This window comes from Mycobacterium spongiae (assembly GCF_018278905.1).
In the GTDB taxonomy this organism is placed as follows: domain Bacteria; phylum Actinomycetota; class Actinomycetes; order Mycobacteriales; family Mycobacteriaceae; genus Mycobacterium; species Mycobacterium spongiae.
In genome coordinates, this window is record NZ_CP046600.1 from 1,381,512 (window position 1) to 1,393,566 (window position 12,055).

Annotated in this window: 13 protein-coding genes; 5 read left to right on the top strand and 8 right to left on the bottom strand. The window is 65.0% G+C overall.

The window, feature by feature from the left end:
- Nucleotides 1-126 precede the first annotated feature (126 nt).
- Both F6B93_RS05680 and F6B93_RS05685 read left to right on the top strand, forming a co-directional pair.
- A complete protein-coding gene (locus tag F6B93_RS05680) occupies nt 127-342 on the top strand; it encodes a biotin/lipoyl-binding carrier protein (RefSeq protein WP_211699296.1) in 216 nt (71 codons plus the stop codon).
- A gap of 47 nt (nt 343-389) precedes the next feature.
- Nucleotides 390-1,889 carry a sensor histidine kinase gene (locus F6B93_RS05685; protein WP_211698222.1) on the top strand — a complete coding sequence of 500 codons (1,500 nt, stop codon included), beginning with the start codon at nt 390-392 and terminating at the stop codon, nt 1,887-1,889.
- Between the two features lie 63 nt (nt 1,890-1,952).
- On the opposite strand, the gene whiB1 is transcribed toward F6B93_RS05685, so the two are convergent.
- Together whiB1 and F6B93_RS05695 are read right to left on the bottom strand one after the other, a co-directional pair.
- Nucleotides 1,953-2,207 (bottom strand): transcriptional regulator WhiB1, encoded by a 255-nt coding sequence (gene whiB1 / locus F6B93_RS05690; RefSeq protein WP_211698223.1) that lies wholly within the window; start codon nt 2,205-2,207, stop codon nt 1,953-1,955.
- A gap of 279 nt (nt 2,208-2,486) precedes the next feature.
- Nucleotides 2,487-3,452: a diacylglycerol/lipid kinase family protein gene (locus F6B93_RS05695; RefSeq protein ID WP_211698224.1), complete on the bottom strand. Its 966-nt coding sequence runs from the start codon at nt 3,450-3,452 to the stop codon at nt 2,487-2,489.
- 327 nt (nt 3,453-3,779) lie between these two features.
- On the opposite strand from F6B93_RS05695, the gene F6B93_RS05700 reads away from it, so the two are divergent.
- Entirely contained in the window at nt 3,780-4,238 is a 459-nt protein-coding gene (locus tag F6B93_RS05700) for a hypothetical protein (RefSeq protein ID WP_211698225.1), read from the top strand.
- Here F6B93_RS05700 and F6B93_RS05705 read toward each other — a convergent pair.
- From F6B93_RS05705 to F6B93_RS05715, 3 genes are read right to left on the bottom strand one after another with little or no spacing between them, the layout of a single operon-like run.
- Nucleotides 4,190-4,672, bottom strand: coding sequence for a GNAT family N-acetyltransferase (locus tag F6B93_RS05705; protein WP_211698226.1), 483 nt, complete (start codon nt 4,670-4,672; stop codon nt 4,190-4,192). The genes F6B93_RS05700 and F6B93_RS05705 overlap by 49 nt on opposite strands.
- Nucleotides 4,669-5,772, bottom strand: a complete 1,104-nt coding sequence (locus F6B93_RS05710; protein ID WP_211698227.1) for an isochorismate synthase — start codon at nt 5,770-5,772, stop codon at nt 4,669-4,671. Before F6B93_RS05710 ends, F6B93_RS05705 begins: the two co-directional genes overlap by 4 nt.
- Nucleotides 5,769-6,380, bottom strand: coding sequence for an acid phosphatase (locus F6B93_RS05715; protein ID WP_211698228.1), 612 nt, complete (start codon nt 6,378-6,380; stop codon nt 5,769-5,771). The genes F6B93_RS05710 and F6B93_RS05715 overlap by 4 nt, the downstream gene beginning before the upstream one ends.
- Nucleotides 6,381-6,506: 126 nt before the next feature.
- On the opposite strand from F6B93_RS05715, the gene F6B93_RS05720 reads away from it, so the two are divergent.
- Nucleotides 6,507-7,313 carry a ParA family protein gene (locus tag F6B93_RS05720; RefSeq protein WP_211698229.1) on the top strand — a complete coding sequence of 269 codons (807 nt, stop codon included), beginning with the start codon at nt 6,507-6,509 and terminating at the stop codon, nt 7,311-7,313.
- 22 nt (nt 7,314-7,335) lie between these two features.
- Here the strand turns inward: F6B93_RS05720 and F6B93_RS05725 are convergent, their stop codons facing one another.
- Both F6B93_RS05725 and F6B93_RS05730 read right to left on the bottom strand, forming a co-directional pair.
- Nucleotides 7,336-8,550: an Rv3212 family protein gene (locus F6B93_RS05725; protein ID WP_211698230.1), complete on the bottom strand. Its 1,215-nt coding sequence runs from the start codon at nt 8,548-8,550 to the stop codon at nt 7,336-7,338.
- Nucleotides 8,551-8,565: 15 nt separating this feature from the next.
- Complete coding sequence (locus tag F6B93_RS05730; RefSeq protein WP_211698231.1) at nt 8,566-10,143, bottom strand: DEAD/DEAH box helicase; 1,578 nt, start codon at nt 10,141-10,143, stop codon at nt 8,566-8,568.
- A 257-nt stretch (nt 10,144-10,400) separates the two neighbouring features.
- On the opposite strand from F6B93_RS05730, the gene F6B93_RS05735 reads away from it, so the two are divergent.
- Nucleotides 10,401-11,096, top strand: coding sequence for a ferritin-like fold-containing protein (locus F6B93_RS05735; protein WP_211698232.1), 696 nt, complete (start codon nt 10,401-10,403; stop codon nt 11,094-11,096).
- 22 nt (nt 11,097-11,118) lie between these two features.
- Here F6B93_RS05735 and F6B93_RS05740 read toward each other — a convergent pair whose 3' ends face one another.
- Complete coding sequence (locus F6B93_RS05740) at nt 11,119-12,024, bottom strand: MmpS family transport accessory protein (protein ID WP_211698233.1); 906 nt, start codon at nt 12,022-12,024, stop codon at nt 11,119-11,121.
- Nucleotides 12,025-12,055: the final 31 nt, after the last annotated feature.

A 12,055-nucleotide genomic window follows, 5' to 3' on the forward strand; every position in this document is an offset into this window, starting at 1 on the left:
GGTGGTCCGCGCGCCGCGGCCCCAAGGGGTCTTGTGGTTCGATATACATTCGACATACAGGAGCCTGGTGAAGGCAGATGGAACAGCGGTCGGCACGGTGGATGGCCGAAAACGAGTGGGGTGAAGATGGCCGAGGATGTCCGCGCCGAAATCGTTGCGAGCGTGCTCGAAGTCGCTGTCAGTGAAGGCGACCGAATCGGGAAGGGCGACGTCGTCGTCCTGCTTGAGTCGATGAAGATGGAAATCCCCGTCTTGGCCGAGGTCGCCGGAACCGTCAGCACGGTGAGTGTGTCGGTGGGTGACGTCATTCAGGCCGGCGACCTCATCGCGGTGATCAGCTAGCAGTTGGACGCTACATACCTGGAATTCGGGAGACGTGGGAGTTTCTTGTGTCGACTCTCGGTGATCTGCTTGCCGAACACACGGTGCTGCCAGGCAACGCCGTCGACCACCTCCATGCGGTGGTCGGGGAGTGGCAGCTGCTAGCCGATCTGTCGTTCGCCGACTACCTCATGTGGGTCTGTCGCGATGACGGTGTGCTGGTGTGTGTTGCCCAGTGCCGGCCGAATACCGCGCCGACGGTGATGCAGTCCGACGCGGTGGGCGCCGTTGTCGGCGCTGACAGCTTGCCCATGGTCGCCGCCACCTTCGACTCGGGTGTGGCACAGCAGGAAAACGATGCGGGCCAACGAGACTCACTCCAAGAGGGCGTGACGAACATGGCGGCATCCCCGGTACGGTATGGCGACCAGGTGGTGGCGGTGCTGACGCAGCACCAAGCCGCGCTGACGGCGCTTCGCAAATCAGGTCAGTTGGAGAGCGCTTACCTGGATTGCGCCGGCGATCTTGTGCACATGTTGGCGGAGGGCACTTTTCCCGACGCGGGGGACGTGGCGTTGTCGCGTTCTACGGCGCGGGTAGGTGACGGTTTTATCCGCATCAATGTCGACGGCGTGGTCTGCTATGCCAGCCCCAACGCGTTGTCCGCTTACCACCGGATGGGTCTAGCGACCGAGTTGGAGGGGCACAACCTGATCAAAGTCACCCGTCCCCTGATCTCGGACCCGTTTGAGGCGCAGGAGGTAGCCGAGCACGTGCAGGACTTGCTGGCCGGCGGGCGCAGCATGCGGATGGAAGTTGACGCAGGTGGCGCCACGGTGCTGCTGCGCACGCTGCCGCTGGTGGTTCATGGGTGCAATGTCGGTGCGGCGATATTGATCCGGGACGTCACCGAAGTGAAACGTCGGGACCGCGCCCTGATTTCCAAGGACGCAACGATCCGGGAAATCCACCACCGGGTGAAGAACAACCTGCAAACGGTGGCGGCGTTGCTGCGGTTGCAGGCCAGACGGACTGCTAACGCCGAGGGGCGGGAGGCCTTGATCGAATCGGTACGCCGAGTTTCGTCGATCGCCTTGGTCCACGACGCGCTGTCAATGTCAGTGGACGAGCAGGTGAATCTTGACGAGGTCATCGACCGGATCCTGCCGATCATGAACGACGTGGCGTCGGTGGACAGGCCAATCCGGATAAACCGCGTCGGCGACCTTGGTGTCCTGGACTCCGACCGAGCGACCGCGCTGATCATGGTGATTACCGAACTCGTGCAGAACGCGATTGAGCACGGGTTCGACCCGGCCGCCGAAGAAGGGTCCGTCACGATTCGCGCCGAGCGCTCGGCGCGCTGGCTCGACGTCGTGGTCCACGACAACGGGCGGGGTCTGCCGGACGGATTCAGTCTTGAGAAGTCGGACAGCCTGGGCCTGCAGATCGTGCGGACTCTTGTGTCTGCGGAGCTGGATGGGCGGATGGGCATGCGCGAAGCCGCCCAACGTGGCACCGACGTGGTGCTGCGGGTACCGATCGGTCGCCGCAGGTTAGTCCTATAACACCGCACGCAACAGTGCGGCCCCGACGATCGTCGGGGCCGCACTGTTGCCGAGACTGTGTCGTCAGACTCCGGTGCGGGCCTTTGTCCGGGCGTTGCGGCGCTTTAGCGCGCGCCGTTCGTCTTCGCTCATGCCGCCCCAAACTCCGGAGTCCTGGCCGGTATTCAGTGCCCAGCCGAGGCATTCTGTGGTGACGGGGCACCGATTGCAGACCAGTTTCGCGTCAGCGATCTGCGCGAGTGCCGGACCGCTGTTCCCTACCGGGAAGAACAGCTCCGGATCCTCGTCACGGCAGACCGCCCGATGGCGCCAATCCATTAGTCGTTACTCCTCACTATGTGCGCAGCAGCGCGCACAGGCGATTCTTCTTGGCTGGTAACGCGTGCTCAAGAAAGGTTTCCGTACCCTTACATATCTCTGCATGCAACCTTTTGATCGTTTCACAGGCTCAACAGATGTCAATAGTGTTACGTAAGCCCGTGGGCTATCTCACTTCGACGCTCTGTCACCAAAGCCTTAACCCAGTTGTACTACACTGCGGCGCGATTTGCGCGTGACATTTCGTCACTAGTCCACCGTGTCTGTGATTATCGCAGCTCAGGCGCGGTTTTTTGCGGGCGGAGCTACCACCGCTAGGGCATCTGGAACTGCCCGGAACGTCATAGTTTTGCGCAAACCTAGGTAGTCCCCGTCGAACTGAGTGGCGATCGGCGGCCCCATGGAGGTGACGCGCAGGCTACCAACGTCATCTTCGTTGATCAGGTGGTTGAACTCGAACTTCGGCCGCTTGGCGAGCATTTGCCGTACCACCTTCAGGGTAGGAACCAGCTTCATGGTGGTGACGGCGAATACGCCTACCCCCGTCTCGAACGTGCAATCGGGATTGGTCCATACCGGCCGATCGTTTGCGTACGTCCACGGGCTGGAGTTGGATACGAAGACGAAGTGCACCCCGGTAACCGGCTCGCGGCCTGGAAGTTGCAGCGTAAGAAGCGGTTCGCGGCGTGTGCAGGCGAGTGCCGTTCGCACCGCTGCCCGGATATAACGACTGGCCGTGACTTTGCCACCTTTGTCGCGTTCTGCCTCGACCGCGGCCACGACCTCGGCGTCAACGCCCATTCCGGCGTTGAACACAGCCCACTGGTCCCCGCAGTCGATCAGGCCGATCCGACGCCACTGCTGGCGGCGGCGGTAGTCGTCCAGCAGCTGGATGAGTTGGTTGGTCGCCGCGATCGGATCCCGGGAAATCCCCAGAGCCCGAGCCAGCACGTTCGCCGAACCGCCCGGAACCACCGCGACAGCGGGCACCGGTCCGACCGGGGTCGTGTTGGGGCTTCCCAGTAACCCGTTGACCACAGCGCTTACCGTGCCGTCGCCGCCATGCACCACGACTAGGTCCACCGCATCTGAGACCGCGGCCTGCCCTAGTTCCGCACCGTGACCAGGATGTTTGGTGTGCTCGACAGTGAGTTCGAGGCGGCTTTCGAGCGCGTGTGCGAGCAGATCGCGGCCAGCCGGCGTGGTGGAGGTGGCGGTCGGGTTGACGATCAGCACGGCACGCATCACGCATGAGCCTAGGCCGTGCGACGATGCGGGCCGGTACGGCCCGTTGAGGAGCACGGCAATCCGGCCAGGCTGTACGACGATGCGGGCCGGTACGGCCCGTTGAGGAGGACGGCAATCCGGCCAGGCCGTGCGACGATGCGGGCCGGTACGGCCCGTTGAGGAGGACGGCAGTCAGGCTAGGCGCGGCGACGATGCAGGCCGCAGGGCGGCGTGAGGAGGAGCTGCGCGATTGGGGTAGGAGCGGCCGTACAACGCCGCTTAGTGCTTGCGTGTCGTGGTGCGCTGGCTCATCGGGTGGCGGGATGTGGTGACTACGCTGAAGCCATGATCGTCCCCCGCCTGGCTCCTCGGGGAGTGCCGCCGGCGCCGAGCGTGGTGCGCGCGGCGGGCCTGCTTGTCGTCGCACAAGGCGTAGCAGGGCTGGTGGTGGCCGCGATTCTGATGGTGCGTGGCGTGGGCGGCGCGGACCAGAGTGTCGTGAACGGCTTGGGCACGGCAATCTGGTTTGTGGTGGTCGGGAGCGGGGTGTTCGCGGCCGGGTGGGCGTTGATGACCGGCAGGCGCTGGGGACGCGGGTTGGCTATATTCGCCCAGCTGATGCTGCTGCCGGTGGCGTGGTACGTGGCTGTGGGCTCGCATCAGCTCCTCTTCGGGATCCCGGTAGGAATCATGGCTCTGTGCGCTTTGGGGTTGCTGTTCAGCCCCGGGGCTTTGCGATGGGCCGCGGGCGGTGATCAGCCCGGCCCCGCCAACGCGGCCAGTGGCGGACCAGAGAGCCGATAGCCGATGCACTCAGGCTGCGGTTGAGCGCCGACGCCGTCGTAGAGCGCGATGGCATCGGAATTCCAGTTGAGTACTGACCACGACAGCCGCGTGTAGCCTTTCTCGACGCATTCACCCGCCAGGCTCGTCAGCAACCGGCGGGCCAGACCGCGGCGGCGAAACCGCGGCCGCACGAACAGGTCCTCGATGTAGATGCCGGCAACGCCATCCCAGGTGGAGAAGTTAAGAAACCACAGCGCCATCGCGGCAACCTCGCCATCAACCGTGGCAACGTGACCTCGAACGATCGGGGCGTCACTGAAAAGTGCTGCAGCTACTTGGTTTTCGGTCACAGTGCATTGAGCGGCAGCGCGTACGAATTCGGCCAATGCATGGATCATGGCCACAATGTCGGCGGTGTCTTCCGGAATGGCGGGGCGGATTTTCTCAGTCATTGCTCGACTCCCAGCGCGGACAATATCGTGGCGAATTTCGTTGTGGTCTCGTCAACTTCGTCGTCGGGATCGGATTCGGCGACGATCCCGCCGCCTGCATGCGCGCGGGCGGTGAGACGATCGGCCGACAATTGGGCACCGCGGATCGACACCACCCAATCGCCGTCCCCCCGGGAGTCGCACCAACCCACGGCGCCGGCGTAGAAACCGCGGTCGCCTTCCAACTCGGCGATGAATTCGGCGGCGGTCGTTGTTGGCACGCCCCCGACGGCCGGGGTGGGATGCAGGGCCAACGCTAGATCGATTGCCGTCGTTGAGGTATCGCGGAGTCGGCCCTTGATCGGGGTGCACAGGTGCCATACCGCCGCGGTGCTGCTCAAATGTGGCTCGGATGCGATTACCAGTTCGTCACACAGCGGCTCCAGGGCGGCACGCATCGTGTCGATGACCAGTTGGTGCTCGTGTCGGTTCTTGGCCGAATCGGCCAGCGCCGCTCCGTTGGCGGCGTCGAGCACCGGGTCGGCGGCACGGGGTGCGGAGCCGGCAAACGGCTGGCAGAAGACCTGATCGCCCGAGCGTGCGACCAGGAGTTCTGGACTGGCACCGACCAGAGCGGTCCCCGTATAGCTGGTGCCGGCCGCCGTCAGGTCGACCAGATAGCCGTACGCTGCATGGTCGGCGGCAACCAGCTGGCGCAGTACGGTCCGTGCGTCTATCGGAGCCTCGGCGACCAGGTGCAACGCGCGGGCCAGCACCACCTTGTGCAGTCCGCCATCGGGTGCTGCCAGCCGATCGCGGGCACGAGCGATCCTGGCGCGGTACTCCGCGGGCGGGGGGACAGCCGCGGCGATGCGCACTTTCGGCGGCGTTCCGGTCGGCCAATCCGGCACGGTGTCGGTGCGCCGAACGGCGCTCGGCGCCATCAACGCGGCCGGTCTGGCAGGGTCGAAAGGCAGCGCGCCCAACAGGATCGGCGCGGCTCCAGAGCGCAGCGCCGCCTGCGCGGCGGCCACGTCGCAGTAGTGCGTCTGCACCCCGTCGGCAACCAGCGTCCCTCGTGGCCCGCATAGCGCGAACGGCGGCTCGGTGAACGTCTTCACCTGGCTGCAACCGGTTGCAGTTGGCCGCCCAGTCCGAGCGCGGTGAGCTGCCGCACGCCATGCTCGAACCCGCAGATCGCGATCGAACCGGCGAGCATGTAGAAGCGGCTGCCCTCAACGAGCGGTAGCTCGAGCCAACGAGCAATGACCGCGCGGGAAAAGTGGCTGTGGCCGACGAACACCACGTCGCGCGATGTCATCGTCCCCAATGCCGATGCGATGGCCCGATCAGCGCGGTCGCTGACCTGCGCCACACTCTCGCCACCGGGACATCCGTGTGTCCAGACCAGCCAATCAGGAACTGACTCCCGGATCTGCGGCGTCGTCAGGCCTTCGTACGACCCGTAGTCCCATTCGGCGAGCAAGGGAGATACCTCGTTAATGGCGAGTCCGGCCAGCTTGGCGGTGGCCAGGGCACGATGGCGCGGGCTGCTGATCACCATCGGGTCAGCGAGTTCGAGTCCACTCAAGACCCGCCCCGTGAGCTCGGCCTCCACCTTGCCGACATCGGTGAGGTCAAGATCGGTCCTGCCGGTGTGTTGGCCGGATTTGGACCAGGCCGTTTCGCCGTGGCGCAGAAGTAGCAGTCGATGGTTGTACACGCCCATGCCGACCGATTCTGCCGGACACGTCGTGGGCCGGTCGGAGGGCGCGTTCGGGAGTGCCCATGCCAGGATGGCACTGTGACTGCGCGCCGACGATGCAGAGCGATGCGATGAGGAGGAGCGGCGTTTGTGAGTGAGACCCGGGTGCTGGCGGTGGCCAACCAGAAGGGTGGAGTGGCCAAGACGACGACGGTCGCTTCGCTCGGTGCGGCGATGGTGGATAAGGGACGGCGGGTGCTGCTTGTCGATCTGGATCCGCAAGGATGTTTGACTTTCTCGCTTGGCCAGGATCCCGACAAACTGCCGGTCTCGGTGCATGAGGTGTTGCTTGCGGAAGTCGAGCCCAGCGCGGCGCTGGTCTCGACGATGGAGGGAATGACGTTGTTGCCGGCCAACATTGACCTGGCTGGCGCCGAGGCGATGCTGTTGATGCGGGCCGGCCGTGAGTATGCGCTCAAACGAGCGCTTGCCAAGCTTTCCGATCAATTTGACGTGGTGATCATCGACTGTCCGCCCTCGCTGGGGGTGTTGACCCTCAACGGATTGACGGCCGCAGATGAGGTCATGGTGCCGCTGCAGTGCGAGACGTTGGCGCACCGCGGTGTTGGCCAGTTTTTGCGCACGGTCGCCGATGTTCAGCAGATCACTAATCCGAATCTGCGCCTGATAGGCGCGCTGCCGACGCTGTACGACTCGCGAACCACCCACACCCGTGATGTGCTGCTCGATGTCGCCGACCGCTACGACCTGCCGGTGTTGGCGCCGCCGATTCCCCGCACGGTGCGCTTCGCCGAGGCCAGCGCCTCGGGTTCGTCTGTGATGGCCGGGCGCAAGAACAAGGGCGTCATTGCCTACCGCGAGCTGGCGCAGGCGTTGCTCAAGCACTGGAAGACCGGCAAGCCGTTGCCGACGTTTGCAGTAGAGATCAAGTCGTAGCACAAACCGAGGGTTGCGGATATCAGCCAAGAACCACCACGGTTCCGCCGCGCTGCTCGATAACTTTGGAGCCAGACACCGCCGGGACTACCGCCGAGGTGCTCGGTGATCGCGTCACCTGCAGGTAGCGAATGTTCGCGCCGCTAACCGGATCGTAGACGCCGATTCCGCCAGTGACCGGCACCAGGAGTTGCCCTGCCATCATTACCCCGGGCCCCAGCGGGGCCATCGTCTCGCCGGCCGCGATGGTATAGCGCTGGGTCAGGGTGCTCGCATCGAAGACCAACAGCGCATCGCCGGTCCACCACGTCACCAGGCTTCCGGTCTGCGAGGCAGCCGCCGCGGCCGATGGCTGGGTAGCCAGCAGCGTGCTCGCCACCGTGACGCCGGTCTCGTCGATGACTTCGATCCGCGGCTGCGGGGAGGGCAGGTAGACCGCGGTGTTGTTGTGCGCGACGACCAAGACCCGAGCGCCCGAACCCGGCTTGATTCCGGGTTCGGGCACGAAGCGCTGTTCGGGCTCATCGTCTTCTTTGCCCGGGCGCAGCAGGACCAGCCGCACGTCGGCCTGATCCGCGCACGCCTCGAGCACCGAGACCGCCGACGAACTCGCTGCGGCCGACTCCAGTGTGCATCCGGAATGGAGCCCTCGGTTCGAGGGTTTCACGCGGGCATCGATCTCGCCGTAGGACAGCATCCGGACCATGTCCGAACGCCACAGTTCCAACCGAGTGGTGCCGGCCGACAACACGGTCGTGCCGTCGGACGACAGATGCACCCGTGGATCGGCGTAGCTGCTGCGGGCCGGCCCGCGGCGACCGGTCGAACCGTTGATGGTGCTGACCTGGCCGCAACCGCGGCCATCGCGGTAGACCGCGACGACATAGTGGTAGACCCAGGTCGCGCCGCAGAGATCGCTGTCACGGGTGTAGCTCCAGACCGATTCCCCGGTGGCGGGGTCGTGCCCTTCGAGCGTGCGCCCGTCGCCGGTGGTCACCGTTCCGCCCACGACTACCGGGGCGCGGGTCGCGGGGCTGGCAGCGGACCAGAGCTCGGTCAGCGAAGCCGGGACTTCTCGGGCGGGCGTCGGCGTGGGCGCTGGAACGGAGGCCGGGCGACTGATGGTGGCGCGGGCATCGCTGGTCCACCAGATCAGGGCGGCTGCGATCGAGACGACCACCACGATCGCGGCGGCGGCCGCAAGATCGGCCTTGGTGCGGCGCTCGGGTCTTACCACGGCAAGACCGCGGGATTAATTGGTCGGTGTGGCGAGGTTATCTCCGGCGCCGGTCTTGCGTCCGCGACGGCGACGGCGCCGACGGGTGGTCTCGGAGCTACCAGTGCTGGAACTCGCCGCGGGAGCGGGACCGGAGCCAGCGTCCGAAGCGTCCTCGCCGTTGGCAGCTGGGTTGCTGGCAGGGTGTCCGGTGACCGGTTTACCGCCGCGCGTGCGGCGTCGGCGGGAGCCGTTTCTGTTGTTCGGCGGGCTTTTGGCGGTGCCGCTTTTCTGCCCGCCAGAGTCGGTGGAGCGCTTGCCGCGCGACGCGCGCGGCGTGCCGACCCTGCCGTCGGCATCGGTCGGGATCGCTAGCTCCGTATACAGGTGCGGCGAGCTGGAGTAGGTCTCGGCTGGATCAGGAGATCCGAGGCCAAGAGCATTGTCGATCATCGCCCAGCGGGGCAGCTCGTCCCAATCCACGAGCGTGACCGCGACTCCGGTGCGGCCGGCACGACCCGTCCGCCCGATGCGGTGGACGTACATCTTCTCGTCTTCGGGGCATTGGTAATTGATGACATGCGTGACGTCGTCGACGTCGATGCCGCGCGCAGCCACGTCAGTGGCGACCAGTACATCGATGTGGCTGGAGCGGAAGGCTTTGAGAGCCTTTTCGCGCGCTATCTGTCCGAGATCGCCATGGACTGCGCCCACAGCGAAACCGCGCTCGGTCAGCTCGTCGGCGACCTTTTGGGCCGTGCGCTTGGTGCGGGCGAAGATCATCGTCGCACCGCGATCTCGCGCCTGCAGGACACGGCTGACCAGCTCAACCTTGTCGAGCGCGTGGGCGCGATAGACAAACTGCTCGGTGGCGTCGTGCACCGCGGAGGAATGCGGTGCTTCCGCTCGGATGTGCGTGGGCTGCGCCATGAACGTGCGGGCCAGGGTGATGATGGGGTCTGGCATGGTCGCCGAGAACAGCATCGACTGCCGATCGGTGGGAATTTGGCGAAGAATGCGCTCGATGTCGGGTAGGAATCCCAGGTCGAGCATCTCATCGGCCTCGTCGAGCACCAGCACGCACAATCCGCCCAACTGCAGGTGGCCCTGCTGACAGAGGTCCAGCAGGCGGCCGGGGGTGCCCACCACGACGTCGGCGCCGACGCGTAGCGCCTCGATCTGGGGCTCGTAGGCGCGTCCGCCGTAGATGGACACGACCGACAGCGGGCGCTCGCCGTTGGTATCGCTGTCTGCGGCCGCTCCCGCGGTCAGATATCTTGCGGCAACGGCGAGGTCATCGGTCACCTGCAGACACAGCTCGCGAGTGGGCACGACAATCAAGGCACGGGGAGTGCCGTTGAGAGGCCTGACCCCATCTCCGGAGGTGATGCGCTGCAGCAGCGGCACGCCGAACGCGAAGGTCTTGCCCATACCGGTTCGGGCCTGGCCGATCACGTCATCGCCATCGAGCGCTAGCGGCAGGGTGAGTTCTTGGATAGCAAAGGGGGACTCGATGCCGTTTTCGGCTAATGCGCGGACTATCTCGTCGCGGACTCCGAGTGTGGCAAATGTTGGTTGAGGGCTTAGTTCAGTTGTGCTCTTCAATGCGGTCATCAGTTGGGTCAGGCGCCTTTCGGTGACGGTATCGGTCTTATGCCGGTGTTTCTCTGTCGCGGCTCACGCGCGCACGAGTTCCGACTCCGATCACGTCGCCGAGTCGCCGACCCACGCACATTCTCCAGTGGGTCCGCTACGTGCACGCACATATTCATTGGTAGTGGTGGTACAGACAAACCACTACCAATGAGCATCATAGCTGGTCGGCCGGCAGGCTCCCATTTTCCGATACGGCTGCCGACTAGAGTGTTGCCATGACTTCGCCCTCGTCCGCTGACCAGGTGGCGGATTCGTCCAGGCCCCAGCTGCCGGCGGAGCATCCCGGCGTCAACGAACTGTTTGCCTTGCTGGCTTACGGCGAAGTCGCTGCTTTCTACCGCTTGACAGAGGAAGCACGCATGGCGCCGGATCTGCGCGGCCGGATCTCGATGGCGACTATGGCCGCCGCTGAGATGGGGCACTACGAGTTGCTGCGCGATGCGTTGGAACGTCGTGGTATCGACGTCGTGCCGGCGATGTCAAAGTACGCGTCGGCGCTCGAGAATTACCACCGGCTGACGATGCCGAGCACGTGGCTGGAAGCCCTGGTCAAGGCCTATGTCGCTGACGCCTTGGCAGCCGATTTGTATCTGGAGATCGCCGACGGGTTGCCCGACGAGGTTGCCGACGTCGTGCGGGGGGCGTTGTCGGAGACGGGGCACTCGCAGTTTGTCGTCTCCGAAGTGCGCGCGGCGGTGACTACGAGTGCCAAACAACGGAGTCGGCTGGCACTGTGGTCGCGTCGGCTGCTCGGCGAAGCAATCACTCAGGCGCAACTCGTGCTGGCCGACCACGACGAGCTGGTCGACTTGGTGGTATCCGGTACTGGTGGGCTGGCCCAGCTCGCCTCGTTCTTCGACCGCCTTCAGCAGACACACGATCAACGGATGCGCGAACTGGGTCTTGGTTAGCGCCGAGATGAGGCGCACCGATCTAGCGCGTGCAGGTCGTGATGATCGAGTTGCTGGCCGAGGCTACAACCGGCTGGCCTGCGGCGTTCACGATCGAACAATTGAGACGACTGTAGATGCTCGTCGCGACCACCGATTGGGTCTGCACGCCTGGGTTCAAGACCACCATCTTTGTCCATGGCAGTGACACGTTGAATTCGGTTTTAGGGAAGCCCTGCTCGTCGGTGTAGACGACGTTCACGAGGTCGAGGAGCTGTTTGGCTCCCGTCACGCGGTACACGACGGCGCGCGGGTTGAGGGCGGCACCCGGGGGTGCAGGGGTCGGTGGTACCGCAGCAGTTGGCGTTGGGATTGCCCCGATACCAGGCCCCAGGCTCGGGCTGGGACTGGCGGACGGTGGTGTCAAGGTGGTGACCGTCTCCGGGGAAAGTGGTGATGTCCGGGATGGAGTGGGCGATGTACGTGGCGTGGTCTTCGGTGAGCTAGTGGGCGCGGCCGTCGTCCGCGGCGAGGCGGAGGTCGCTGTTCGGGGGGCTGGGGCTCCGACCGTGGCTTTTGTCGACGCGCTGTCTCCGCTATTGATGATGACCGCGGTCGCTATGGCACCGACGGCGACAACACCGCCGATGGTTGCTGCGAGCGGCCGCCACCGGCGATCGGCCGGCCACACCCACTCGCCGTCCGAGTCGGCCGAGCTGGACTCGAAATCATCAAGGTCGATTTCGCTGGTCACGTAGTCTTCGGCGGTCGGGTAGTCCTCGACGTTCCGAACGCCTTCGTGGAGCGGGTTAGCTGTGTTACTGATGGTGCTGATGTTATTGGCGGCGGAATCCGCGACCGAGTGTCGCGCGGCGTGTCGGACTGGCCTAGACCTAACCGTTATGCACCTGCTTGCTTGCCGTGAACTCTCTCCTGAGGCGGGGAACATCCAGGCGGCCAGCTGAGGCCATTGGGTTCGT